Here is a 25,770-nt window from a genome sequence, read left to right as displayed (position 1 = left end):
TAGTCTAAAATTTCTTAGCTGTGGAAACCTGCCGTTCGAGCAGCTCTTCCAACCTATATAAAAAAGCCCCTTGCCCGCGCAAACGGGCGCAAGCAAAGGGCTGGAAAACTAATCCTTCACCCGATTAGAGAGCAGCAACCTTCTTGAGAAGGTCTACGACGCGGTTGGAGTAACCCCATTCGTTGTCGTACCAGCTAACGAGCTTGAAGAAAGTGTCGGTCAGACCCATGCCGGAACCTGCGTCGAAGATAGAAGACGCGGAGCAGTGGATGAAGTCAGAAGAAGCAACTTCGTCTTCAGTGTACTCGAGGATTCCCTTGAGAGGACCTTCAGCAGCTTCCTTCATCTTTTCGCAGATTTCTGCGTAAGAAGTTGGCTTGCTAACCTTAACAGTAAGGTCGACTACGGAAACGGTAGGTGTTGGAACGCGGAAAGCCATACCAGTGAGCTTGCCGTTTACTTCTGGAAGAACGAGGCCAACAGCCTTAGCAGCTCCAGTAGTGGATGGGATGATGTTCATCGCCGCAGCGCGTCCACCCTTCATGTCCTTAGGAGATGGTCCATCAACAGTCTTCTGCGTAGCAGTGTAGCTGTGAACGGTGGTCATCAAACCTTCTTCGATACCGAAGTTGTCGAGAACGACCTTGGTGATAGGAGCCAAGCAGTTTGTAGTACAAGAAGCGTTGGAGATCAAAGTGTCCTCAGCAGTCAAGGTGTCGTCGTTAACACCGAGAACTACGGTCTTAACTGCACCCTTACCTGGAGCGGAGATGATAACCTTCTTCGCGCCTGCGTCGATGTGGCCCTGTGCCTTCTCGTCTTGTACCCAAAGTCCAGTGGACTCGATCACGATGTCGATGTTGTTCTCTGCCCAAGGAAGGTTGGCTGGGATTTCGCGGAGCGCGAGACACTTGATCTTGTGGCCATTGACCACGAGAGTGTCGTCACCTTCAGCCTCAACGGTGCCGTTGAAACGTCCTTGTGTGGAATCATACTTGAGGAGGTACGCGAGGTTAGCCGCAGGAACGAGGTCGTTAACGGCGACTACGTCTACTTCAGTGCCGAGTAGGCCCTGGTCCACGAGTGCGCGGAATACGAGGCGGCCAATGCGGCCGAAACCATTGATAGCTACTTTTACAGCCATGGTAATCTATGTGTTGCGATATTGACGTATTTAGTGATTTCACATGGCAAAAGAGCCACGCGGAGCGGGAGTAGAAGGTAGGGTTATAAGAAAATCAAGAAGTTATGGTATTTGATTTTAACCTTATCTTTTAGGAGAGCCTAATCGCACTGCAATTCCCACAGTGCACAGGCTAATCTTGGCAAGAAGACTACCTTATCCGGAAGGTTAGACCAAGCCTGATCTTGATCCGTTAAAAAGCGTTCATGGTCGGCGATCTGTTTCCACTTTTTACCCGACCAATTTTTGAGGGGAATCTCCGCAGCGCCCAATCCTGGATTGGCAGCAAAGAGCAGCTTACGACTTCCCCACTCTCCCGACGCATTGTAAACGCATGCGAACGAGTTGCCACTCTCCGCGGGCAGAAACTCAAAAAAGCCCTCGGGGGCTCGGCTATAGTGCCGAATCAACTTCCCTCGCTCGGATTTTCTGAAAGCCACCCAATCAGCGAAATACTTGGCGCAAGACGGATACTCTAAAGACCGCTTGTAATTAAGTTCATTACGCGGCCCGTCCTGATAAGTATTACGAACTCCGTTTTTCGTACCCAGAAAATCCATACCCGCATGAAACATCGGCATCCCTACCGACATCATCAGCATCGCTGCCATCATCCGTGTTCTGGCAATATCGCGTTGAGTTGGAAGCGTGCCGTCGTGATAGCCGTTTTCGGTGATGTCGTCTATCCACACCCTATCGTCGTGCGACTCCACATAATTAACCGTTTGAGCCGGCCAAGTCGCATAATGATCCGGCGAACCTTTCATAAAGTACTTGGTGGCATCGATACCCGCCTCTCCACGGACATAACCCTTGAGCCACTCACGGTATCCATCGTTCCAAGACGCGAAGCCTGTATCCCTTAACTCTGGCCCGATATGCCCCCTGAAGCTCCAAGGTTCAGCGATCAGGATAAGGTCAGGGCGAATGGCCTTCAGCTCCTTCTCCACTTCTTTAAGCACCGGCTTGCCGACTAGGTCTGCCAAATCGAAACGGAAACCATCCACGCCATAAAACTGCACCAAGTGCTTCAGGCTATCGATAATGAGTCGTTTCGCCATAGGGGCTTCCGAACGGAAGTCATTTCCGCAACCACTCCAGTTGCTCAAAGCACCGTCTCCAGACATCTGGAAGTAATAGAGCTTATCTACAAACATGAGATGTGCCGGCTCACCCACATGATTATAGACCACATCGAGAATCACGGCAAACCCTTCCTCGTGAAGTGTCTTCACCAAATCCCTAAACTCTTCCACCTGAGTACCGTTTTTCGGATCCCTTCCGTATCCAGAGTGTGGAGCAAAATAGTTCGCAGTCATGTAGCCCCAATGGTACTCACCATAACTCTGGCTATCGTTTTCCTGAATCGGCTGTAATTCGATCGCATTCACACCCAGCTTTTTGGGATAGAAGTCCTCACGCTTCGCGTAGCTAGCCAGATCAGAAAAGCCAAGAGGGCGACCTTCCACTCTTTCTACGCCTGGAGCTTTACCAACGAAGTCGCGCACGTGCCCTTCCAGAACGATGAGATCTTGCCATTGCGGATTCCTGAATGACGTATCCAATTTTCCATAGCGACTATCGTCTATCACGATCGCTGGTCCTTCTCTTCCCACCACAGCTTTCGCATAAGGATCGAGAACCTTGACGCTTGGATCGAAGAGGCTCGTATTTTCCTTCGGGCCATCGATGCTATACCAATAGTAAAAGCCAACCAAGTCTCGGTCCACCGATGCCTCCCAAACGAAATCTTCATCCCGCTTCATCAGGAGCCATTTGATCTTCTTTGGTTTCTCGAGATCTTCGAAATAGCCCACCTTCACCCACTTCGCCCGCGGAGCAAAAATACGGAAAGTGACGGAACCGTCTTCTACCACAGCTCCGAGCTCCTTTTCCGATTTCAAGCTAAGGAAGAATTCGCCAAGAGAAAGCTCGGTTCGCTCTACACCTTTTCGCGTGTGGTAGAGAAGAGTATTGGTGCTCGAAAACTCAATAGGTGATTTGAGAATAAATCCGATACGGTGCTTGCCGCTCCTTTTCGCGTCAAAAACGTAGTTCCGGTTTCCCATCCCATCGGACGAGAGATTTGGAGCTGTCACATCGGGCAAAAACCAATGGTGCTCCTTGGTGACGAATTTGAAAAAACAAGAGGGATCGTCCTGGAAAATCTTCTTGTCCGCACGCAGCAGCAAAACCTCGACTCCGCCAACCGTTTCAGGCTTCAGCTCCCACGCCTCATCCCCGATGGCTTTTTGCCAACCATTGAAATTGCCTACCACGTAAATAGAGGTATGCTCGTACTCGATCTTCGAATACTTATCCGGGTAGAACACAAATACGATCTTACCTTTCTGGTCGATGTAGTAGCCGCTCTGGGCAGCGTATTCGAGGGCAGGAAGCGGAAACAAGGAGATGTGGCCGGCCCTCTGGCCTTCGAACCGAATAGGCGGCATGCGCGAGGCACGCCAATCCTTGCTTAGCTCTACGACCCCTTCGCTCAGCGAAGTTAGGTAAGCTTTCCGTAAGTGTCTAGCTGCGGTGGGAGACGACATGTTGTTGGTATAGGATAAACACTCCGCACATCACGAACCGTGCCAAGGTGAGCGATGCACTCGACAGTCTGTGCCGGATCGAGTTCAAGAGATCAAGCTAGCTCCGCCGCGACAAAGAAGCAATCAGATCTGCAGTTTGCTCGATTGCCTCGAGATAACGCTCAAACAAGCCCATGGCGGCATCCTTGCCGAACGGGGGAAGTTCCGTCCCGTCAATGATGCCTTGCATCTCGTCAAAAACCGAAAGATCGAACATCACGTGCCGTCCCAAGATCTTAACCGCATCCCGCTTCCGAGCCGGTACACTTACCTCGTAAAAGCGGAGCGAAGCCTTGAGCATAGTTTGGAAATTGGAAAGGGAACGCAGCATCAGCTCCATCAGCGATTCGCTGTCCTTGGCTGCCAACATGTAGCCTTCACGCAATTGAATGAGCTTCCCCTTCAGCTCGTGCTCTAGCTGAAACCGAAGGTTCTCTTGGCTTATTGGCAGGTCGCGAAGCACGTCCCTACCATAGAGCACGCGGTGATTTTCCTTTATATCGAGCAACTCGATCGGAAAGACATGGGAAGAGTTCATAAGCCTCTCCAAGGCAAACATCAAAGGCGGTGGATTTCCCATTTTCGCCCAACCGCGTGACAGCCCTGCAATCGCGTCCAATTCACAGACCCCCAGCTCCCTGCAAACCACCATCAGGTTGATATCGGAGAATTTGCCGTTGTCGTCCCCAGCCGCCGCGGAACCGAAAAGGGCAACCATCGTCAGACGATCGCCCAGAGCTTCCTTTAAGCCATCGGTAAAAGCTTCCGGGGTCATCAAAGTCCTCATAGTGAATCAATTGGGAAAACCCTTATTGTCTTTTGGCATAAAAAACTCCAGCTCAAAAATGATCACATCATCAAAGTTACCACGCTTTCCGCGTCTACCTGCCGCTAGGATCAATCACGGCTTTTTAAGCTCCACAAAATTATCCCTTCACTAATCGAGTCCAGATAGCCAACGTGCAGCTGATGAAGAAGATCCTAGTAGCCATGTCCGGAGGCGTCGACTCCGCAGTCGCGGCCTTGCTCCTAAAAGAGCAGGGCTTCCAGATCGAAGGCGCCTACATGAAGAACTGGATCAACGAGGACGAAATCCTTGGCGACTGCCCATGGCAACAGGACATAGAGGATGCCAGCGCCGTCGCGGAAGCGCTTGGAATCCCCTTCAGAGTGGTGAACCTAATGCAGGAGTACCGGTCCAGGATCGTGGACTACCTGCTAGCTGGCTACCAAAGCGGAATCACGCCCAACCCGGATGTCATGTGCAATCGGGAGATCAAATTCGGAGTCTTCCTAGACTACGCCATCGACAACGGCTTCGACGAAGTTGCCACCGGCCACTACGCGCAAATCCGCGAAGACGAGGGTGCCCGACGGAGCATTATCGAAGGAGCGGACCCCAATAAAGACCAGACCTACTTCCTAGCAATGATGCGACCCGACCAAGTGGCGAGAGCCCGATTCCCAGTGGGACACTTGCTCAAACCGGAGCTTCGCGAGATCGCCCAAAAAGCGAACCTGCCCAATGCCCGCAAAAAGGACAGCCAAGGCATTTGCTTTATCGGCAACATTAAGATGTCCGACTTTCTAAGAGAATACGTCCCGGACCGCCCTGGACCCATCATCAGGGCCGAGGACGACAAGCTGCTGGGAGAGCATCGAGGGCTACACTACTTCACCATTGGACAAAGACGCGGCATAGGAATCCCGTCCAACGCTGACAACGAATTCTATGTGGTCGTGGGCAAGGACCAAGAGCGGAACGCCCTGCTCGTCTCATTCGAGGCCCCAACCGCCCCCGGCCTTTACTCCAGCCGTTGCGAAGTCTCCGACCTGAGTTTCACCGGAGAGCCTCCTTCCGACGACTGCAAGCTCGAGGCCAAGGTACGTTACCGTGATCCTCGAGTGCCCATACGCTTCAAACGCCTGACTGAAGATACAGTCGAGATCACATTCGAACAACCGCAGAGAGCACTAGCCCTAGGCCAGATAATTGCCCTATACGACGGCACAAAACTACTCGGCGGCGGGGTCTACACCCAGATCGGCTAAGCCATCATCTCACTTTGAACTGGATCAAAAATGCATCGCCTCATCGATAACCCAGAAACCCTTCTTTCCCTCTATCGCATCAGCCAATCAGCGACTAGCTCTGCAACTCCGCAAGAAGCGTACTCCACGATAATGGCGGAGATCCAACGCCTGTTCGCACCCAAAGCCGCTGCCATTAGCCTGATCAACCCAAATTCAAGCCTACTAGAAATTGAATACGCATTGGGCTACCCATCCGACACGAGCCAACTAGGCATTCATCCGGGCAAAGGCCTGTCCGGCCGGGTCGCATTCAATGGCGAACCGATCCTGTGCAACGACGTCGAAAACGACCCGAGGTACGTCAAGCTGATCGACGGTGTGCGCTCGAAGATCATCGCCCCCATGACCAGCGGAGGACATATCATCGGCGTACTAAGCGTAGCGAGAGCCACCATCGACGCGTTTAGCTACCCGGAGCTCGATCAACTGACTCTCTTGGCGGAGGAATCCGCTCAAGTTCTACAAAACGTTTGGCAACGAAGACAGCTAGCAAATCAATCAGAGCAGCTCAACGCTCTCATCGAAGTAAGCCAAAACATCGTTTCAAATTTTGAGACCCAGGAGCTCTGGAGCACAGTGACTGAGGCAGCAATGGAGCTCACCCAAGCCCGACTCTGCACCCTTCAACTCTTCGACAAGAAGAAGGGTAAGGTCAGAATGCTCCAAGCCATGTCGTACGAAAACGAATTCATATCCAGCCAAGGTGAAATCGAGTTGTCCGAAAGCTTGGCCGGTTCGGCAATCCGCACCAAAAGACAGGTAGAGTTTCCCAATATCACTACCCCCGACTACAAAGACTTGCAAGACGTGCCCCACGACTCCGGCGTCACTTCCTGCCTCTCAACACCGATGATCTTCGAAGGTGAGGTCACCGGAATCCTGAACGTATTCACGAGGGAAAGACACCGTTTCCCGAATAGCGAACGCCGGCTTTTGCAAGCGTTCGCAGATCTCGCCGCAGTAGCAGCCCAAAACGCAGAACTCTACAATCGCGTTTTCAATAGCGAGGAGCGACTGAGAAAGTCGGAACGCCTCACAACCCTTGGACTCCTTTCAGCAGAAATTGCCCACGAAATCCGCAATCCGCTCACCGTTATCAAACTGCTATTCAGCTCACTCGATCTGAATTACGAACCAAGCGACCCTCGGTACAAGGACAAGCAAGTCATCAAGGAGAAGTTCAACCAACTAGAGGAAATCGTCTCGAAAGTACTCTCATTCGGCAAAGCCCCAGAGGGAATCTTCACCCTGTGGGACGTTGACGAGCTGGTGGCCGACACCTGCCTACTTGTACGTCACAAGATGCGTCAGCTAAAAATCGACCTTGAGCACCAGCCTTCCGGTACAAAGACCCGCGTCAACGGCAACAAGGGCCAGCTACAACAGGTGCTCCTAAACCTCATAATCAACGCCTCCGACGCCATGCCTGAAGGAGGTCGTCTCACGATTTCCACTACAACCGAGAAACGAGATAAAAACAAGATTGTCATCATCTACATAGAAGACAGCGGCAGCGGCATACCGGAGAATCTCGTCGAGCACGTTTTTGATTCCTTCCTTACCGACAAACCGCAAGGCACCGGCCTAGGCCTGTCTATCGTGAAACGAATCCTGCGCACCCACCATGGAGACATCTCCGTGAGCAAGACAGGCCCCTCGGGAACCACGATGCGAATCGTTCTCCCAGCCCATAAATAAAGGGTGGCCTGTTTTCTTAGCCCATGAAACCCAGAATAAAACTTGCCGAAACTCGCACCGAATCCGGAGGCATCCTAGCCCTCTACGAACAAGACGGTGCCTTTTCCATCAACTACTCGGGACAGGAGCTTATGCACTCTAAAGCCTCCGCTTCCGAAAAACTCCTCGGTAAGATAGGCGGCGAATCCCTTCCCTCGGAGCAAGCGTCCCGTCTGTTAATCGGAGGGCTCGGGCTTGGTTTCACTCTAGCTTCCGCACTCGAAGCCTGCGGCCCGGAAGTAGTCATTGAAGTGTACGAACTCGCCCCGGAAGTAATCGAATGGAATCGCCAATTCCTTCAAGACCTCAATGGTAAGGCGATCGACGACCCTCGCGTTCAACTCCACGTCGCCGACGCAACCGCTGCCATCCGCAAGGCCGAACCGGAAACATACGACTGCCTCCTTCTCGACATCGACAATGGTCCCATCGCCATGGTCCAGAAAGGCAATACAAACCTGTATTCAAAATCCGGTGTCCGCGTCATAAAATCTGCCCTCAAGCCGGGAGGTTCCGCTATTTTCTGGTCCGCGGGACCCGACGAGAAATTTGCTGCCCGCCTGAAACAAGCCGGATTCCAGGTTACCGCTATTCCCGCCAAAGTCCACGAGGGAGCAAAACGGGCTGCCTACCTTCTCTACAAGGCCACCAAAGCCGACTAGCCTTCAATGAAAATCATAGCTCCTCGCCGCAGGCATACCTCCTGCGACAAGAGCTTCGATCTTGTCGGCCTTCACATGCGTCACCCCTTTCTGACGCTGTAGCACTCCAGAGATCGTCAGAAACTTCTCCTGCGTGATCGTGAGTCGGCTCTTCTCAAAGAGCTGCGGCAAAACGATCGTATTTGAAATCCCCGTTTCGTCCTCAAGAGAGATGAAGACAAAGCCCTTGGCCGTCCCAGGCCGTTGACGACAAATCACCTGACCAGCGATCCGAACCCGAGCCCCATTATGGGTAGTATCCAAATCTTGTGCGCGCCACACGCCTGCAAGGCCTTTTCTCAAACTGGCCATCGGGTGGGCTCCCACCGTAACCCCCACTCCTTCGTAATCCGCCTGCAAACGCTCTAAATGCGTCATGACCTCCAGTGGGCTAAGCTCTTCGTCCTCAAGTTCCTCTACGTTTGCAAACAAGTCATCTTCGTCCAGTAGCGTTTCGATCTCCCAAAGTGCCGTCCGCCGATCTCCGCAAAAACAATTCAAGGCTCCGATCGAAGCGAGCTGGCGAAGCTCCTCACGATTAAATCGGCAACGGAATCGGAAATCCTTGAGCGAGCGAAAGCCTTTCTTGCCTCGCTCCACCACCATGGCCTTTCCCTTCGCTCGCGAGATTCCTTTCACCATCACCAGCCCTAAACGAAGCTCGCCCGGTCGCCGCAAACCTAGGCTCGCCCCTTCCCCGCGCCCCGCATTCTCCCAGCTAGCTACACACTCCCAGTTCGATTCTTGAACGCAGACCGGCCTGATACGAATCCCCCGCCGTTTGGCATCCTGGATCAGAGTCGCCGGCGAATAGAAGCCCATGGGTTGATTGTTCAAAAGTCCGGCGAAGAACTCTTCTGCGTAGTGGCATTTCAGGTACGTACTCACATAAGCCAAGAGGCCGAAGGAAATCGCGTGGCTCTCTGGAAATCCGTAATGGGCGAAACTGGAGACAGACTGCACCACACTCTTCACCTTGGACTCTTCCACTCCTTTGCTACGCATAGCATTTACGAGCTTGCCCATCACCTTGTTCATTCGCTTTTCGTTAGTACTAAACGTACTCACCGCCCGCCTCAGCTCTTCCGCTTCCGCTCCGCTGAAATCCGCCATCACCATGGCCACCTTCAAAATCTGTTCCTGAAAGAGAGCCACTCCGAGCGTGCGCTCCAACACTTCTTCCAAACGCGAATCGATATACTCGATCTTGCTTGGATCTTCCCTTCTCTCCAAGTAAGGATGCACCATCTTCCCCTGGATCGGCCCCGGGCGAATAATACCCACTTCCACCACCACGTCATAAAAGCACTTCGGCTTCATGCGCGGCAAAGTCGCAATCTGGGCCCGACTCTCGATCTGGAAGACGCCAACCGTATCCGCACGCTGCATCATCTCAAAAGTGGCCGTATCATCCTGTGGAACCCGGGCCATATCGATATCCACCCCCTTTCGATTCAGGCACTCGATCGTATCCTGCATCACCGCCATCATACCCAAGCCAAGCAGATCGACCTTCACGATTCCAAGGTCCTCGCAATCGTTTTTGTCCCACTGGCAAACAGACCGGCCGGGCATCGCCGCCGGCTCCAGAGGCACCACCGTATCCAATGCTCCCTGACAGATTACCATCCCTCCTGAATGTTGCCCGAGATGTCTCGGCATTCCGAGGACCTGCAGGCAAAGCTTCGACAATGCCTCCGCCCGCGGATGCTCTTTAGCGATTCCAGATTGGGTCAATTGCTCCTCAAAACCAACTCCATGCGAATAATTATGGCTGCCAAACAACGATGAAAACCGCCCCAGAAATTCCTCTTCAAACCCGAGAACCTTCCCGATCTCGCGAGCCGCGCTCTTGCGGCGGTAGGTTATGACATTCGCCGTCATGGCCGCTCCATGTCGGCCATAGCGACGATAAACCTCCTGGATCACCATTTCCCGCCGCTCCCCGCTGGGCAGATCGATATCGATATCCGGCCAGCTCCGACGCTCTTCGTTCAAGAACCGTTCGAACAACAAGCCCGCTCCGACCGGGTCCACCGGCGTTATTTCCAGACAGAAGCAAACCACGCTATTGGCCGCGCTTCCGCGGCCTTGGGCCATAATCCCATTGTCCCGGCAGAAGTTAACCAAATCCCAGACAATCAGAAAATAGCCGCTAAACCCGAGCTTCGCGATTACGGCCAGCTCATGCTCCATTTGTCCACGCGTCTTCTTATTCGGCTCTCCTCGATACCGTTTGCGTGCTCCGGCCCAAACGACCTTACGCAAATATGTATCCATCGATTCCCCACGAGGAACCTCGTAACGCGGAAACTCATAACCCAAGTTCTCAAGTCCGAACTCTACCTGCTCTGCGATCCGCAGCGTATTATCTATTGCCTCGGGAATATCGCGAAACAAATACCGCATCGCTTCCGGAGCCTTCACAAACCGCTGACCATTTCGGCTTAGTAAAGAGCCGGCTTCATCAAGCTTCACCTTTTCGCGTAAACACGTGAAGACATCCATCAATGCTCGACCTACCGGGCGTGCATAATTCACTCCATTCGTTGCCACTAGCGGCAAACGCTCCGCAGCCGCCAAATCCTTCAAAGCGGAAACCAGTCGTTCTTCGCCCCGCTCATGCCGCAGCTGCAGTTCCACATAAACATTTCCAGATCCAAAGACCTCCCGCAGGCCAGCCACTCGCTGAACCATGGCATCCTTGTCACCATTTATCCAATACTGATGCAAGACACCCTCTTCATCGCCCGTCAGGGCTACGAGCCCATCCACTCGCCCTTCCAGGTCAGCCCACTCAAGACGCCCTTCCCCTTTTTTTGTAGGAGCGACCTTGGTCGCGAATCCATCATTCGAATCCACCTTTCCCAAGTGCATATCCGACAATAGGCGACAAAGCCCCTGATATCCCGCCCGCGTCTTTACGATAACTGGCAGATTCGTTCCATCCGCCATTGGCAATTCGCATCCCACGATACCTCGCACCCCAAGCTCGCGGCAAGCGGAGTGAAAGCGAGCCGAACCATACACGCCTCCACGATCGCATACAGCCATCGCGGCTACGCCTCGATCCGCGCACGCTTCAGCCAACTCGTCCGGCTGAGAGGCTCCCCGCAAAAACGAAAACGCGGACCGCCCATGCAACTCTACATAGCCTTCACTCACGATGAGCAGTGCCCCTTCCCCTGCGTGCACTTATCCAAATCCCCTTGCAAATAGCACAAATAGAATAGCGAGAAAGAAACGAACCACAGAAAGCACAAGACGCACAAAACATATGATCCATTTTTGTGATTTCTGTGCTTTTTGTGGTTACCCTACCACCTTCAACCGCATCTAAAACAATCCGTATCATCCGAGATCAAAAAACTAATACTCGCCTTCCACGTTCCACCCGATCTCGTCCTTAACGATTCGATACAGGCCGCCTTTATTTAGCTCCACATCCCACTCCACTCGATTCCAACGCCCCTTATCTTCCCACCAATGCCCAGAATGCATCCACGGACCTCGGGCCGCCTTCACAAAACCGGACACCCCCTCGCATTGCACCCAGATGGGAGCCCTACCCTGAAACTCGATAGCCGCAGGCCGGCTGGGGCGAAAGCGTCGCAGCGGCATGCCAAACAAGCGTGCCGCACTAAGCTCTTCGCCAAGCGGCGGCACAGCAGCAGGTAATTCCTCCAAGCGAAACCCATCCGGCCTCCCGTCCTTTTCTAAAACAGGTCGCCCCACGCGATCCTCTCCGACTATGCCAGCGATCTGCGACAAGGTTTGGGTAAAACGGTATGGATTTTTCAAACTGCTCTCGAAGATCCCGAGCTGCCGCTCGCGAAAATCCTGCGTCTGCAAAACAAGCCGCATACTCGCGACCGGAGACTCTGCTTCGACTTGCTCCAAGCGAGCCGAAAGCAGGGCGAACAAGGCCTTCCCATCGCTCGTCGGTTCGGGAAGTTTCTGTTCCAGAACGATCGGACTGCCATAAGCCAAGCGGAGCTCGACACGAGCAAAGGTCGCAACCTTGCATGTCGCCCGCATTCGGGCCGAAAGCGTATCCAAAAATCGATTCAGCAAGAAAAGCAAGGGATCAACCGAATCGACATCGTATTCAAACTCCCACGACTCTTCGAATTCCGGAGGCAACTCCGCTACAGCGACGATACGTCGTTCGCGGCCCGTCACCCGATCCCATAGTGCCAAGCCTTCCACGCCGAGCCGTGCCCCCACCGCGGAACGCTTAAGCTTCGAAAAGGCTCCGACCGTATGCACTCCCCATTTCTGTAGGACATCTAACAACGCATCCGATCCACCCACGTTTCGAATCGGCATGTCATCCATAAAACGCTCCAGCGGCGCATAGCGAAACATGCCGATCGGCGGAAGCTCGCGCTCCTCGCCCCCTACCAACAATCCGCCTGCTACCGTGGCACGTGATGCCAAAGCCGCCACTACGCAACTCTCCGCTACGCCGACTCCCGCCTGCAGCCTCGCTTCCGCCAGTTCCGTTAAGATTTCCTCGCAGCGTTTAAGCGACTTCGCCTGCTTCGTTCCCCGCAGGTCCACTAAGACTTCGCCGCAAGAATCTCGCTCCACTCGCGGCGACAATGAATACGCCATGGAAAAGAGAAGTTCCCCCACGCTCTTCTCCGCCTGGAGGGAGCGGTGCAGCACGCTCAACTCCGAGCAGCGGGCCAAAGCCTGCGGAACCGAAAGCCCGATCAGCACTCCTTCCCGCTCCGCCGCTTTCGTCATTTCCAAAACTGCCGGCTTACGGGCCTGAGGATCTACCACAACGACAGGCGGAAGATCACTCTGCAAAGAAGTCGCAGCCCCACCAGCCGCCGACAAATCTGGAGCCCTTAAAACAGCCTGCAACGCCAGGCGTGGAATTTGGAAAACAGCATACATGCCACACGCCTCCTAAGCCCGCTTCCTCACGAGCTGGGCAAAACCGTCTCGCTCCCGCATACGCTTGCGCAAAACCTCGAAACCGATTCCTCCGCATAGCTCGCCTAGCGAAGCATCCATGGATTCGATCCCGAACTGCCGATCCAGCCGAGTCCTCACTTGGGCGCTCGGAATCATAGGACGCGGGGTGAAAACGCAGAAAAAGGAGCTCGAACGCTCCGCCAAACGCTGCAGCCGATACCAGTCCGCGGACTTCACTCGCCGCAACTCGCGATCCTCGCAGCCTCGCAAATCGAGCAAGACCATCCCCAGATTCTCATCCCGCAACAACGCGTCCGCCACCTTCATCGCCTCTCCCGCGGAATGGCACCTCGCCCACAGCAGATGCTCCAGCAATTCCGGGTGAGCGGACTGCGGGTCGAAGCGATCCGCTCCATCGACCAAAGCCGCAAATTGCTGGGCTCGCCGCATGCCCGCCAAGAGCGAAAGCAGCAAGGCTTGAACCCCGCAACTCACCGCCGATTCGGCCACTTCCGTGAGCAAGCCAGAGCGCAAGCCCCCCTCCAGGGCTTCGTCCAAAGAGTCGACACCAGTCCCTAGGATTTTCGATTCAGTCGGCGCCACGCGCTCAACTCCCAGCCCATCAAGGGCTTCCTCCAGACCGGTCGACTCGCTCTCTCTACCAGCGGTCGCCATACCCCTATTCCAGGGCGCCGCGACCGCCTCGTCAACGCCCCCGCGCCCCGCCAATTTCCCCAAATCGCTAGGCGCCTCAGCCTCAGGAATTTGCCTTCCAAAAAAAGTTTTCTCGCCCGGATCGACCAACACTCGCCCATCCTAAGGCAGGGCCACGGACATCCCCCGTCCTATGGCCCGCCAAATTTCCGAAAACCTCAATTCAAAGGTTTCTTGAGCGGCTCGTTCCTTAAAATGTAAACGGCACCGGCCAACGGCAGGCAGGCTATAATCAGCCACCAGTCGAAGCCGATCGCACCGTAGAAAGAAACGCCCAAACTGGAAAACAGGGTACTCGCCGCCCAAGTCATTCCTCGGATTCCGAAATACCGGCCCCGCAAAGCCTCGGGCGACAAGGCCGCGCTATACGACATGCCAACCGGCAAGGCCACGATCTCGCCCATGGTGAACAAGCTCATCGCCAGCAGGAAACCGGTAATCGATTCGGAAAACGCAAAGCCCGCGCTGCCGAGAGCCATAAGGGTGTAGCCCAAAGACAATACCTTACGCGGAGCGAAGCGTTTGATGCGATGCGTCAAAGGCAGCTCCACCATAGCTATCAGCAATCCATTGAGCCCCATCACTAAACCGTAGCTGAACGTGCTCAATCCGCGATCCGTGGAAGTGATAGACAGCAAGGAAAAGACCTGGGTGAACGCGGCTCCCATCAGAAAGGACGCAAAGATAAAGCGACGGAAGGACACGTTCCCCCATGCATCCACGATAGCTTCCCGCCAGCTCTTCCACACGACGCTCGCCGAACCGACCTTGCCGCTGATCGTCCTCAAGCCATGCGGCAAGGAAACCCAAGCGAGCAGCCCAAAGGCCGCGGTCGTAGCGGCATCGCCAACGAAAATCCACATCGGAGAGATCGCGTACAATATGCCTGCCAAGGTCGGCCCGAGAGCAAAGCCCAAGTTAATTGCCAAGCGAAACAAGGCAAAGGCAGTCGCTCGCTTATCTTCCTCCACCAAGTCGCTGAGCAATGCATTGGCAGGCGGGAAAAAAGTCGAAACCGAGAAACCATAGCAAAAGCCTACCACCAACAAGGTCACGTAGTCGTCCGCCCAATACAGGGCCAGCAACAGAAACGCTGTCGACAAGAGGGATATGACCAAGGCGTTCCGGCGACCGAAAGCGTCCGCCATATAGCCGCCCGCCATAGGCCCAAAGAAGTTGCCCACCGCCAGCGATCCGATCACGAGGCTGATCTCTGAGAATTCAAAAGAGCGGTCCTTCAGATACAGAGAAAGAAACGGGTACACGAAGGACCCGAGGCGATTCACGAACATACCCACGATTAACACGAAAACAGGTCGAGGCATCGATCTGATCTCACTTATCAAGGAGCTTGGGCTATTGCTTATGGCATTCATTTTCTCTTTCGCTTTGCGATCCTCCCCAAAACCACAAAGCCCCTGCTGATACACTAATCAGCAGGGGCTTTGTTGGCCGGTATAGAATCTACGTTTCTAGCGTTTTCTATAATACACTCCTACTGATGGTCTCCAACGGATCGGTTTTACCCATATCTTTCTCAGACATAGAGTTACCCACAGCCGTCCAATTACGCAGGCGATGCTGCGAGCAAAGGGCGAGTCCGAACTGTGAGAGTGTATTCATAAAAACGTGAAGACTAGAGAACCTTAGAGCGCAAAAGAGCAAGCCTATTTTGCAAAATGCAATCCGCTTCGCAGGTGGCAAACTCAGCAGCTTCGACCCGAGCCGACCGTATCCAATCCTTGGATTCAGATACGAAAAGGCGCCGACCCCCACAGCCGACGCCCATTACGAACCATACTCTAACTATGAAATGTTAACTGATCGTATCCGTGTTGTTCCCGAGGTTCAGGTAGTCGATGAACTCGTTCGGATCGGTCCCGTTGAGGAACTCTTCTAAATTGGTATAGTGGTCTCCATCCGCGTCGGCCGCTCCATCGGAAGCGTCCTTGGGATCGAGCCCATTCTTCTTTTCCCAAGCGTCCGGCATGCCGTCGCCATCACGGTCGGCAGGCACCTTCTTGGCATTGAAAGTCAATTCGGGATATCCTCCAACTTCGTCCGGATTGCGGAGAATCCCATCGCGAACGGAAACTTCGCCAGTGCGGACCATTTCCACCACGCGAGCGTCGACCGCATCGCGGCGAGGCAAGGTCGCCCCCACTTTAGCCAACACCGACTCGAAGGCTTCCTCAGCCGTTTCCTGTTTCACCGGCCAACCAACAAAAGGAGTATTCACGCGGGCAAGACGCTCGAGCTCAGCGTCGACTTGCATACCACGCCAGTTGTCCTCAGTCACCTTCTCGCTGCCTTCCATAATGTTTCCGGCCACGTACCACTTGCCGGGACGCTTCTCAGCCATGGGATACCAGTCGCCATCCTTCCAAGCGCTTCCAGGCGAGTACATGTTGCGAACGCCGGGACCTACGCGAGCGATCGTATCGATCATGTTATCCTTCGAAGCGGGACCGGGTTTGTAGTAGTTGTTGATGACGTTGATTTCCGAAGTCTCGTCGCCGCCATCCATGGTACGATGGGCCCAGTTGAAGATGACATTGTTCCGGTAGTCGAAACCTCCGGACATGCCGATCGACGGATTACGACCAGTGTTGCAGGCCAAGAGATTGTGGTGAAAGGTGGAATTCTTCCCGCCCCAAGTACCGGCGAACTCGTGTCCTGGGCCGAGCGCTTCGCTTGATACCACATATTGGATAGTCAGGTTCTCGACTGGATACTTGATTGAGCTACCGTCCGGCATCTCCCGCATGTTGCGGTAGAGAGAGATCCCTTCATCGCGTCCCCAGCTCACCGAACAATGGTCCACGATGATGTCTCGCTCGGGATTGCCGCCAATGTTGTCCGAACCTTGCCCGCCTTCGGGATCGCCGCGGCGAACGCGCAAGTGACGCAAGATTACGTTGTGTGTATTGATGTTCAGCGAGTGGTTCGCGATACAGATCCCGTCGCCCGGAGCGCTCTGCCCCGCGATGGTGATATCGGGATTATCGATATCGAGATTCGACTCGAGCTGGATGGTGCCCGCCACACGGAAAACGATGGTACGAGGACCTTCCGCCTCAATGGCTTCGCGCAAACTGCCCGGGCCGCTGTCGTTGAGATTTGTCACCGCGATCGCCTCGCCACCACGTCCGCCTGAAGTGAACATGCCGCCGCCCCAAGCGCCGGGGAAGGCTGGAATCACCTTGTCCATGCGAACCGGATGCGGGGGAATCTGCCCCGGCTCAGCCGCATTGGCGGTAGCAAAAAGCCCGGAGGTTGCGAGACAGGGCAAGAGGGCGAGCTTCGAGAAATTAGCGAACGAGCGCAGCATACCTGCGCCGAGGGTTTTGAGGGGGGGCACTTGTTTCATATGAAATATGGTGAAATTCTATATTTCCGTGAAATAGAACCTGCAAGCGAAAAATCGCCCTTCCTTGGCAAACTTCCCGTTTCGCCAAACTTGACGGCCACTTACAAGCGGCGATTCTTCTCTGTAGATGCCCACTCCCGCCAACCGTCTGTCCCAGTTTTCCGAATCCGTCATTCGCGGAATGACCCGCCTAGCGAATCGTTGCGGAGCCATAAACCTCTCCCAAGGCTTCCCGGATTTTGATCCGCCGGAAGAAATCCTTTCCGCCTTGGAGACTGCTACACGTGGTCCGCACCATCAATACGCGGTTACCTGGGGAGCGCCTCGTTTCAGAGAGGCCCTAGCCCAAAAGATATCCCGAAACACGGGACTTTCGATCGATCCGGACCAGCATCTGGTCGTTACCTGCGGCAGTACCGAAGCCATGATGGTTGCCATGATGACCGCCTGCAACCCGGGCGACAAAGTCATCGTCTTCTCCCCTTTCTACGAAAACTATGCCGCCGACGCGATCCTCTCCGGAGCCGAGCCGATTTACGTAACCCTCAACGCTCCAGATTTCGGATACAACCCTCAAGAATTGGAAGCGGCCTTCGAACAAAAGCCGAAAGCCATTATCGTCTGCAACCCGTCAAACCCAACGGGTAAGGTTTTCACACCCGAGGAACTCACCCACATCATCACCCTCGCAGAAAAACACGACGCCTACGTCATCACCGACGAACCCTACGAGCACATCGTCTACCCGCCACACGTACACACCTACGCCGCCTCCTTGCCCGGAGCATGGGAGAGGGTCATTACCTGCAATTCGCTTTCCAAAACCTACTCCATAACCGGCTGGCGCCTTGGCTACGTCTTAGCGCCACAGGAGGTAATAGCCCAAGCTCGCAAGGTTCATGATTTTCTCACTGTAGGAGCAGCAGCGCCACTACAGGAAGCAGCCGTATCCGGACTCGAACTACCAGACCAATACTACTCGGACCTTCAGGATCTCTACTCTAGAAAACGCGAGGTCTTCTTGGGCTACCTTCGCCAGACGGGCCTACCCTTTACCGAACCGCAAGGCGCATACTACGTCATGGTCGACATTTCCTCTTTGGGCTTCGAAACCGATACCCAAGCCGCAGAATGGTTCGCCCGCAAAGTCGGCGTAGCGGGCGTACCCGGTTCGAGTTTCTTCCGCGAGCCGGAGCACCGCTTCATTCGCTTTCATTTTGCAAAAAAGGAAGAGACCCTGCACGCTGCTGGGAAGCGACTGCTTCTCCTAGCCGACAAGGATTGGCTGAAAAGCAACCGCTAGACTTACTCCGATCCACTCTACCCCATGCCCCCCGAAGCCTACCTCGTCGCTCTCGCCATCCTCTTCCTTTTCGCTCCGCTCCCCATTTGCGTCTACCTGCTGGTCCAGCGAAAAAGGCTATCCGAGCGGATGGGGCGACTTGAGTTGCAACTAGAGCAACTCAAGAGGGACAGGACTTCGCAACCGGCCAAAATCGAATTCGATGAACCTGCCGAGGTAGAGGAACCCTTGGAAGAAACGAGTACAGGGGAAGAGTCCGCCTTTCTGCGCGCAGTTGAATCAACGCCTGCCCCCGCCAAGCCAGAACCAAGGGAGCGAACAGAACTAGAAAACCCCAAAACAGAGGAGGCACCTCAGAAGTCCCCCGCTTCACTTCCGAAGCTTCTACGATCCATGGGCCTGCTGCCACCGGCTGATATGAACCGAACTGAAGCGGGCATCATCCAATGGTGGACGCTTCGCTTAGGCGGATTACTCGCCGTCCTCACCGCAATCTTCTTTTCGGTCTACATTTCAAAAAACACATCTCCTCTCATTCGCTTCATGGAGCTCATGGCGGTGGATGCTGCGGTCATCGGCCTTGGAACCTACTTCCGCAAAAAGCGAGCCCGCTTCGGCTCCATCATCTTAGCAATTGGCTTGTGCATGCTCTACGTGAGCGTCGTCTCAGGATACGCCGCTTCGCCTGTTCGCGTAATCACCAACCCCTTCATTGGCATCGCGGCCCAGTTCGCGGTCATCGCTTTCATCTACACAATCGCCGTCAAACTACGTGAGCACGGTATCGCCTTTCTCGCTACGCTGTTAGGCTTCGCGTCTTCCATCTTCGCAGCCTACGTTGGATTGAATGAGGGAGCTCTCCTTTCTGCCGTCATTTTGCAGCTGCTTGGAGCAGCGTTCGGCTACCGCTGGAAACATCTCCCGCTTTTCGCCCTTTCAACCTTGGCCGTATACCTGCCACTTCTGGCTTTGTGCCTATTTCTGGCCATTGACTCCACCAGCCTTACCCTACCTTGGAACGCCAGCATACTCATCTTTCTCGCTATTTCCGTATCCACCTTTCCATTCATAGATTGGAAATGGAATCTGCGAAACCGTTTTTCCGCGACGGCTTACCGCTTCCTCGCGGTCGCGAATACAACCTTGTTCGCATCCCTTGGATACAGCTATACCAAGTTGAGCAGTGGCGATCTCACCAACGCCTACGGTATCTTCGCTCTCCTGTTCATCTCGTGGGCTGTGCTGTACATAAAAACAGGACTTCGAAGCCTCGCCTTTCAGCTCTTCTTCCTGAAAGGAAGCGGTCTGGCCGCCCTTTGGTTCGTCAACTACTTCAGCGGCGAAATCCGTTGGTTCGCGCTAGGCGTTCAAGCGATCCTAATGGCATGGTCTACTCGGCAGTCTAAATCCACGTGGAGCGAGCTTGCCACCTTTGCCTTATACGCAGTGGCCTGCCTTCTTGCTTTCTGGGATCTATTGTCGAGCCGCTCTGTCGCGGTATGGTCAATCCCTTTCATCCTATACTTTCTGCTGCCCATACTCGGCACGGCTGCCTTGGGTTTGCAACTGGACGCCCTCACACAGAACAAAGCCCGTAAAACCATCTATTTTCTGGCCGGCATCTCGAGCGGCGGACTGCTCTGCCTTTTCTCCGCTCTAAACGTCCCCGATGAAGCCCAAATCCCGCTCTATCTCGCTGGCTTGGCAATCGCAACCGGATGCCTAGCAACCATCCCTCGCTTCTACTCGATTCCCGTCATCGCTTCCAGCGCCGTGTGTATCACAATCGGCCACTTCGTATTTTGGAGCGAACCGGAAAACCTCTGGTCCTTCGTAGCCATTACAGCAGTCTCCATCCTCTTCGCTTATCAAGCGACTCGACGTGTAGCCTGTTTCAAAAGCAAAGCCAGCAACTTGCCCGAGCTCACGCTCCTGGGACTGTCCGTCATCTCTACCTACTGGTATTTCTATTCTGGTTACGAAACGTTGCCCCTATTCCCGCTTTTCGCTCCTGCATTTTCGGTCGTTTTGAGATTGGTCCGTATCCGACCTTTCCGTACACTGGGCGACCTTTTCTTAATCCCTCTTTTGGTCAACATCGGGAACCTTCTTTCGAGCGAAAGCTCTTTCTGGATTCATGTCCTCAGCCTGGCCCTATGCTATTGCCTGTTTTTTGGAAGCAGCCTTCGCCCTCGTTTCGAGAGAAACCTCTACTTCCTGCGAACCTGGGGCTTAGGTCGCAAACTAGGACAACCCTTTATCACGGCACTAATTCTAACTCACTGCTCCCGCATCGAGGATTGGTTCCAATCGCAAGGGATTCTCCTAGCGGCTACGGTTCTTTTCTTTCTCCTATGGAGGTTACAGCGCCACCGAACCTCCCTGATCTGCTCTGTCTTCCTGTCCTTAATCAGCCTGAGTAACCTATACGAAACAGGTAACTTCTACTCGGACCAATCCCCTTGGTCATGGCAGTTCCTTAGCATTGGACTCTCTTTCAGCGTTTTCGCTTTACTGGCAGGCACAGTTGTCAGTTTTCGGACATCCCGAAAAATCCGAGAACCGCTAGGCAAGGTTCTGATCTACCTAGCAACCATCGCCAGCTACCTGGCCGCAGCTATAACATTGGCCTATCCCGGCCTGTCTTTGGATTCCTACTACACGCCAATAATAGCGGTATACTGCCTTGGTCTCATTTCCCTAGGCATTGCCCTAAAGGTGAAGCCTTTCCGTATCGTCGCCTTAGCTGGATTCGTTTTGCCGGTAGGCCGACTTTTCCTCGTCGACATCCAAGAGACGCTCCACCGCATCATCGCGTTTGCCGTTCTGGCAGTTCTCTTCACCACAATCGGCTACCTCTACAATCGCTTCGCATCCCGGATCGACTAATCCTACTTCAGCGCACATCAACGATGTGACGCAGTTTCCGCTGGACCATACACGTGTGTGAAGTTTTGCTGGAGTCATGCTCCTACCCCGCTACCTACTGACTGCGGCCATAGCATTGGCCGCTCTCGCAAGTTCATCCGCCGCCCCGTGGCAACCTGACCTCGAAAACGGCGACTATAAGAATCCGATCATCTACGCCGACTACTCAGACCCGGATGTGGTGCGAGTAGGCGACGACTATTACATGACCGCTTCGTCATTCAACTGCGTCCCAGGTCTGCCCATCCTGCATTCCAAGGACTTGGTAAATTGGGAGTTGGTCAACTACGCCATCCCGCGTTTCCCAGACTCCTATTTCGATACGCCGCAACACGGCAATGGCGTGTGGGCGCCCTCCTTCCGCTACCACGACGGTATGTATTACATATATTGGGGCGACCCGGATCGCGGAATCTTTCGCGTCCAAACCGAGGATCCGCTTGGCGAGTGGTCAGCTCCTATCTTGGTGAAGGATGCCTACGGCAATATCGACGCCTGTCCGCTTTGGGATGACGATGGGCGCGTCTACCTCGTGCACGCATTCGCCAATTCCCGAGCCGGTCTGGGCGACGTCTTACAAATACAAGAGCTTACCCCGGAGGGGGACTCCGTTATCCGCAATCGCAAGGTGGTCTTCAACGGAGCCCACGACCACCCGACCACCGAAGGACCGAAGTTTTATAAACGAAACGGTTACTACTACATTTTCGCTCCCGCTGGCGGAGTCGCCACCGGCTGGCAAAACGTGCTTCGCTCAAAAGACATATTTGGCCCCTATGAAATTAGAACCGTCCTCGCCACAGGTGACACCGACATCAATGGTCCGCACCAGGGAGCCTACATCGAACAGGAGAACGGCGACAGTTGGTTCCTCCATTTCCAAGAAGTCCAACCCTACGGTCGTATCGTACACCTTCTACCCGTTCATTGGGTGGACGACTGGCCCGTCATGGGCGAAGACCCCGATGCAGATGGAACCGGACAACCCGTCGCTAGCCATGCCAAACCGAAAAGTAGAGAGGCGATTACGCCACATGCGCCAGCCGTCGGTGACGAATTTGACGACGGCCGACTTTCCCTCGCCTGGCAATGGCATGCCAACTGGCGTCCTCACTGGTATTCACTTTCGGATACAGAAGGCTCCTTGAGTCTTCGCTCACAATGGATTCCTAAACTACCCGCAAACCTTTGGAACGCTCCGCACCTTTTGCTCCAGAAGATGCCAGCACCCGAGTTTACCGCGTCTACCAAGATCGACGCCAGCGAGCTCCTCCCCGGCGAACACTCGGGCTTGCTCGTCATGGGGATGGACTACGCTCTGCTTTCCATTAACCGAAAGAGCGATGGTTCCTACGAGCTGGCCCTCTCGACCTGCCACGACGCTCGAAGACAAAACCAAGAACGTGTCGTTGCCAAACAGCCAATACCAACACCACACGGATTTTTGCGAGTCGACGTTGAAGACGGAGGAATCTGCCAATTCAGCTTCAGCAACGACGGTGAGCAATACGCCGAAATCGGAGAACCCTTTCAAGCCGTCGAGGGACGCTGGATAGGAGCTAAAGTAGGACTCGTCGCAATCAAGCCCTCTAAGACAGGAGCCTACGGGCAAGCGGATTTTGATTTCTTTCGCATTGAGTAGGACTGCCGAGTAATCGGCGTATCCAATTTTCAATAAAAAAGGCGAGCCACTTACATGGCTCGCCTTTGCATATGAAAAATCCAATACTCAAAAATTCAAAATTCGGTAACTAAGATTCAACTACGATTTCCTTAAGCTTCTTAAGCGAATCCTTGAACGCGTCTTCCGCTGAATCAACGAATTGCTCGCCGGAATGCCAAATATTAGTAACCGGCAAACTCATGCGGCTGCCGTGAAACAATCCTAGATTCACCCTCTCACCGTCATTATTCCAATAAGTTGCAGAAGCGGTGAACTCGTAGATGCCGGTTCTGCTTAAGCGCCAATTCAACACGTTGATGTCCAGACTGCCCGGCGACTCCGATTTTTTGTTGGAGTTGTAGTTGAAATCGAATTCTCCCAGCCAATCGGAACGATCCGCAGCATCATAGAAAGCGCTACGTAACAAATCCTCCCGCACGCGCTCGGACTCGAAATCCACGATTCCTCGTATGTCGTTTATATTAACAACCAAACGGCGTGCAGCAGCTTCTTCAGCAGCCGGTTTTTCCACCTTCGACGGATCCATCACTGCCCCAAACGTCGTCGAAGCAGCCAATACCGCTAAGGCGGACAATCCCAATACCTTGGTTCTAGCGTTTTCGATTCTACTAAAAATTCTGTTTTTCATTGTTTCCCTCTCTCCTTGTTTTCCCATGCCCGCCTCGATTGTTAGATCGAGTCCGGCTTTATCTACTTCTACGAAGGTGAAGCCATTTCGGATTCAAACAAACGTTTGATTTTTTTTCTTAGAGAGGGAAAATCGGCCCGTTTTAGCCTCAGGATAAGGAGTGCTATTAAGCTCCATTCACTCCCCTTTTCGCCTAATACCGGTTAAACCCTAAACTTAACCCTCCTAATCCAGTCGATCCTTGTCTTACTCCCTCTAAGCGCGCTTTTTGGGAGGCTCAAACCATCATATTCATCATGAGCGAAGCGAAAAAACCTGTACTCCTCGTCATCCGCGATGGCTGGGGCGCGAATCACCACGCCGACCAAGACGGCTTCAACGCCGTCAAACTAGCGGACACCCCAGTCTCTGACATGCTGAGCGCCGAGTGGCCACGCACCGAGCTAGCCGCCTGCGGTCTAGATGTAGGCGTACCGGAGGGCATCATGGGCAATTCTGAAGTCGGCCACCAAAATATTGGAGCGGGCCGCATCGTAGACCAAGAAATCGTTCGCATCACCAAGGCGTTCTCGGAAGGAACCGTGACGGGTAACAAGGCTCTCGAAGGAGCTTTCGCCAAGGCGAAATCCGGCGGCAAGCTGCACTACATGGGTATCGCCTCCGACGCCGGAGTACACGGCCTACTCGAGCACCTCTACGGTCTTTTGGAAGAAGCGAAGAAGGCGGGAGTAGAAGAAGTCTACATCCACCTTTTCACCGACGGTCGTGACACACCTCCTCACTCCGGCAAGGCATTTGCAGAACAAGCGGAAGCGAAGTGCAAGGAGCTTGGCATCGGCAAGATCGCTTCCGTATGCGGACGCTTCTGGTGTATGGACCGCGACGAGCGTTGGGACCGCGTGGGACGCGCCTACAACATGCTCACCGGCAAGGAAGGTGAAAAGGCCAAGTCCGGCCCAGAAGCCATCCAAAGTTACTACGACAATCCGACTTCGGATTCTAACGTAGGCGACGAATTCGTTCCGCCAACATGGGTTGTAGACGAAGACGGAACCCCTCTCGGCACTATCGCCGATGGAGACGCTGTCGTTTTCTACAACTACCGTGGCGACCGCCCCCGCGAATTGGCCAAGGCCTTCATCCAAGACGGATTCGACGGATTCGATCGCGGCGACAAGTTGGACATCTTCTTCGTCGCCATGACCGAGTGGCAAAAAGGACTCTGCGAAAACGTCGTTTTCTACAAACCAGAGAAAATGAAGAACGTGCTCGGCTCCTATCTCGCCGACAAGGGCCTCACCCAGTTCCGCTCCGCCGAAACCGAAAAGTTCCCGCACGTCACCTTCTTCTTCAATGACTACCGTGAAGAACCATTTGACGGCGAAGATCGCGGCATGGCCAAGTCGCCCAAGGTTCCAACCTACGACCAGGCCCCTGAAATGTCCGCCGGCGAAGTCACCGACCTCGTCAAGGATGCCATCCTCTCCGGCAAGTACGACTTCGTCCTCGTCAACTACGCCAACCCAGACATGGTCGGCCACACTGGAAACTTGGAAGCGGTCAAGAAGGCTTGCGCCAAGGTTGACTCCAGCATCGGCATCCTGCTCGAAGCGATCGACAAGATGGAAGGCCGCGCCTTCATCACCGCCGACCACGGAAATGCAGACCAGCTTTGGGATCCGACCGTCGACGGTCCACACACCGCCCACACCTTAAACCCGGTCGAAGCCGTTGTTTATGGGACAGGGCTGAAGGGCAAGGAGCTAGTCAACGACGGAGACCGTCGCCTCGCCGACATCGCCCCCACCATCCTCGCCATGATGGGTCTCGAAAAGCCGGAAGAAATGACCGGCATCAACCTGATCAAGTAAGGACAGCAAAACCAAACACTTCCCAAGCGGCGCGGAG

Annotated in this window: 16 protein-coding genes; 7 read left to right on the top strand and 9 right to left on the bottom strand. The window is 54.2% G+C overall.

The genetic code is table 11. From position 1 onward, the window contains the following. Window positions 1–124: 124 nt before the first annotated feature. The 3 genes from gap to H5P27_RS07450 form a co-directional block, all read right to left on the bottom strand. Complete coding sequence (gene gap / locus H5P27_RS07460) at window positions 125–1,144, bottom strand: type I glyceraldehyde-3-phosphate dehydrogenase (protein WP_185659766.1); 1,020 nt, start codon at window positions 1,142–1,144, stop codon at window positions 125–127. A 140-nt stretch (window positions 1,145–1,284) separates the two neighbouring features. Beyond that, window positions 1,285–3,735 carry an alpha-amylase family glycosyl hydrolase gene (locus tag H5P27_RS07455; protein ID WP_185659765.1) on the bottom strand — a complete coding sequence of 817 codons (2,451 nt, stop codon included), beginning with the start codon at window positions 3,733–3,735 and terminating at the stop codon, window positions 1,285–1,287. Between the two features lie 97 nt (window positions 3,736–3,832). Next, window positions 3,833–4,561 (bottom strand): hypothetical protein, encoded by a 729-nt coding sequence (locus tag H5P27_RS07450; RefSeq protein WP_185659764.1) that lies wholly within the window; start codon window positions 4,559–4,561, stop codon window positions 3,833–3,835. 182 nt (window positions 4,562–4,743) lie between these two features. Between H5P27_RS07450 and mnmA the strand changes: the two genes are divergently transcribed. From mnmA to H5P27_RS07435, 3 genes are read left to right on the top strand one after another with little or no spacing between them, the layout of a single operon-like run. Further along, window positions 4,744–5,826 carry a tRNA 2-thiouridine(34) synthase MnmA gene (gene mnmA / locus H5P27_RS07445; RefSeq protein ID WP_185659763.1) on the top strand — a complete coding sequence of 361 codons (1,083 nt, stop codon included), beginning with the start codon at window positions 4,744–4,746 and terminating at the stop codon, window positions 5,824–5,826. Window positions 5,827–5,856: 30 nt separating this feature from the next. Beyond that, a complete protein-coding gene (locus H5P27_RS07440; RefSeq protein WP_185659762.1) occupies window positions 5,857–7,566 on the top strand; it encodes a GAF domain-containing protein in 1,710 nt (569 codons plus the stop codon). 23 nt (window positions 7,567–7,589) lie between these two features. Beyond that, window positions 7,590–8,267, top strand: coding sequence for a spermidine synthase (locus H5P27_RS07435; protein WP_185659761.1), 678 nt, complete (start codon window positions 7,590–7,592; stop codon window positions 8,265–8,267). Between the two features lie 3 nt (window positions 8,268–8,270). On the opposite strand, the gene H5P27_RS07430 is transcribed toward H5P27_RS07435, so the two are convergent. The 5 genes from H5P27_RS07430 to H5P27_RS07405 form a co-directional block, all read right to left on the bottom strand. Further along, on the bottom strand, window positions 8,271–11,501 hold the full coding sequence (locus H5P27_RS07430; RefSeq protein WP_221774644.1) for a DNA polymerase III subunit alpha: 3,231 nt from the start codon (window positions 11,499–11,501) through the stop codon (window positions 8,271–8,273). Window positions 11,502–11,675: 174 nt separating this feature from the next. Then, the gene (locus H5P27_RS07425) at window positions 11,676–13,214 is read right to left on the bottom strand and encodes a DNA polymerase Y family protein (protein ID WP_185659760.1); all 1,539 of its coding nucleotides are present in this window, start codon (window positions 13,212–13,214) and stop codon (window positions 11,676–11,678) included. 12 nt (window positions 13,215–13,226) lie between these two features. Beyond that, entirely contained in the window at window positions 13,227–13,910 is a 684-nt protein-coding gene (locus tag H5P27_RS07420) for a RecA family protein (protein ID WP_185659759.1), read from the bottom strand. Between the two features lie 197 nt (window positions 13,911–14,107). Beyond that, entirely contained in the window at window positions 14,108–15,274 is a 1,167-nt protein-coding gene (locus H5P27_RS07415; RefSeq protein ID WP_221774643.1) for an MFS transporter, read from the bottom strand. 491 nt (window positions 15,275–15,765) lie between these two features. Then, a complete protein-coding gene (locus H5P27_RS07405; protein WP_185659756.1) occupies window positions 15,766–17,319 on the bottom strand; it encodes a pectate lyase family protein in 1,554 nt (517 codons plus the stop codon). 127 nt (window positions 17,320–17,446) lie between these two features. On the opposite strand from H5P27_RS07405, the gene H5P27_RS07400 reads away from it, so the two are divergent. The 3 genes from H5P27_RS07400 to H5P27_RS07390 all read left to right on the top strand — a co-directional run bounded on the left by H5P27_RS07400 (window position 17,447) and on the right by H5P27_RS07390 (window position 23,192). Beyond that, the gene (locus H5P27_RS07400; RefSeq protein WP_185659755.1) at window positions 17,447–18,622 is read left to right on the top strand and encodes a pyridoxal phosphate-dependent aminotransferase; all 1,176 of its coding nucleotides are present in this window, start codon (window positions 17,447–17,449) and stop codon (window positions 18,620–18,622) included. Between the two features lie 24 nt (window positions 18,623–18,646). Further along, a complete protein-coding gene (locus H5P27_RS07395) occupies window positions 18,647–21,511 on the top strand; it encodes a DUF2339 domain-containing protein (RefSeq protein ID WP_185659754.1) in 2,865 nt (954 codons plus the stop codon). Between the two features lie 76 nt (window positions 21,512–21,587). Beyond that, window positions 21,588–23,192, top strand: coding sequence for a glycoside hydrolase family 43 protein (locus H5P27_RS07390; protein WP_185659753.1), 1,605 nt, complete (start codon window positions 21,588–21,590; stop codon window positions 23,190–23,192). A gap of 109 nt (window positions 23,193–23,301) precedes the next feature. Here the strand turns inward: H5P27_RS07390 and H5P27_RS07385 are convergent, their stop codons facing one another. After that, window positions 23,302–23,862 carry a hypothetical protein gene (locus H5P27_RS07385; RefSeq protein WP_185659752.1) on the bottom strand — a complete coding sequence of 187 codons (561 nt, stop codon included), beginning with the start codon at window positions 23,860–23,862 and terminating at the stop codon, window positions 23,302–23,304. Window positions 23,863–24,158: 296 nt separating this feature from the next. Here H5P27_RS07385 and gpmI point away from each other — a divergent pair, with 296 nt between their 5' ends. Further along, complete coding sequence (gpmI, locus tag H5P27_RS07380) at window positions 24,159–25,733, top strand: 2,3-bisphosphoglycerate-independent phosphoglycerate mutase (RefSeq protein WP_185659751.1); 1,575 nt, start codon at window positions 24,159–24,161, stop codon at window positions 25,731–25,733. Window positions 25,734–25,770: the final 37 nt, after the last annotated feature.

Source organism: Pelagicoccus albus (assembly GCF_014230145.1).
Lineage (GTDB): Bacteria > Verrucomicrobiota > Verrucomicrobiia > Opitutales > Opitutaceae > Pelagicoccus > Pelagicoccus albus.
The sequence above is the reverse complement of the archived record's forward strand: the minus strand, read 5'-3'. Positions and strand labels throughout refer to the sequence as shown.

Excerpts from the sequence above, each read along its gene's own strand:
- mnmA (WP_185659763.1), top strand. The coding sequence starts at position 4,744 with ATGAAGAAGATCCTAGTAGCCATGTCCGGAGGCGTCGACTCCGCAGTC.
- H5P27_RS07455 (WP_185659765.1), bottom strand. The coding sequence starts at position 3,735 with ATGTCGTCTCCCACCGCAGCTAGACACTTACGGAAAGCTTACCTAACT.
- H5P27_RS07405 (WP_185659756.1), bottom strand. The coding sequence starts at position 17,319 with ATGAAACAAGTGCCCCCCCTCAAAACCCTCGGCGCAGGTATGCTGCGC.
- gpmI (WP_185659751.1), top strand. The coding sequence starts at position 24,159 with ATGAGCGAAGCGAAAAAACCTGTACTCCTCGTCATCCGCGATGGCTGG.
- H5P27_RS07425 (WP_185659760.1), bottom strand. The coding sequence starts at position 13,214 with ATGTATGCTGTTTTCCAAATTCCACGCCTGGCGTTGCAGGCTGTTTTA.
- H5P27_RS07395 (WP_185659754.1), top strand. The coding sequence starts at position 18,647 with ATGCCCCCCGAAGCCTACCTCGTCGCTCTCGCCATCCTCTTCCTTTTC.
- H5P27_RS07420 (WP_185659759.1), bottom strand. The coding sequence starts at position 13,910 with ATGGCGACCGCTGGTAGAGAGAGCGAGTCGACCGGTCTGGAGGAAGCC.
- H5P27_RS07435 (WP_185659761.1), top strand. The coding sequence starts at position 7,590 with ATGAAACCCAGAATAAAACTTGCCGAAACTCGCACCGAATCCGGAGGC.
- H5P27_RS07390 (WP_185659753.1), top strand. The coding sequence starts at position 21,588 with ATGCTCCTACCCCGCTACCTACTGACTGCGGCCATAGCATTGGCCGCT.
- H5P27_RS07450 (WP_185659764.1), bottom strand. The coding sequence starts at position 4,561 with ATGAGGACTTTGATGACCCCGGAAGCTTTTACCGATGGCTTAAAGGAA.
- gap (WP_185659766.1), bottom strand. The coding sequence starts at position 1,144 with ATGGCTGTAAAAGTAGCTATCAATGGTTTCGGCCGCATTGGCCGCCTC.
- H5P27_RS07440 (WP_185659762.1), top strand. The coding sequence starts at position 5,857 with ATGCATCGCCTCATCGATAACCCAGAAACCCTTCTTTCCCTCTATCGC.
- H5P27_RS07385 (WP_185659752.1), bottom strand. The coding sequence starts at position 23,862 with ATGAAAAACAGAATTTTTAGTAGAATCGAAAACGCTAGAACCAAGGTA.
- H5P27_RS07415 (WP_221774643.1), bottom strand. The coding sequence starts at position 15,274 with ATGCCTCGACCTGTTTTCGTGTTAATCGTGGGTATGTTCGTGAATCGC.
- H5P27_RS07400 (WP_185659755.1), top strand. The coding sequence starts at position 17,447 with ATGCCCACTCCCGCCAACCGTCTGTCCCAGTTTTCCGAATCCGTCATT.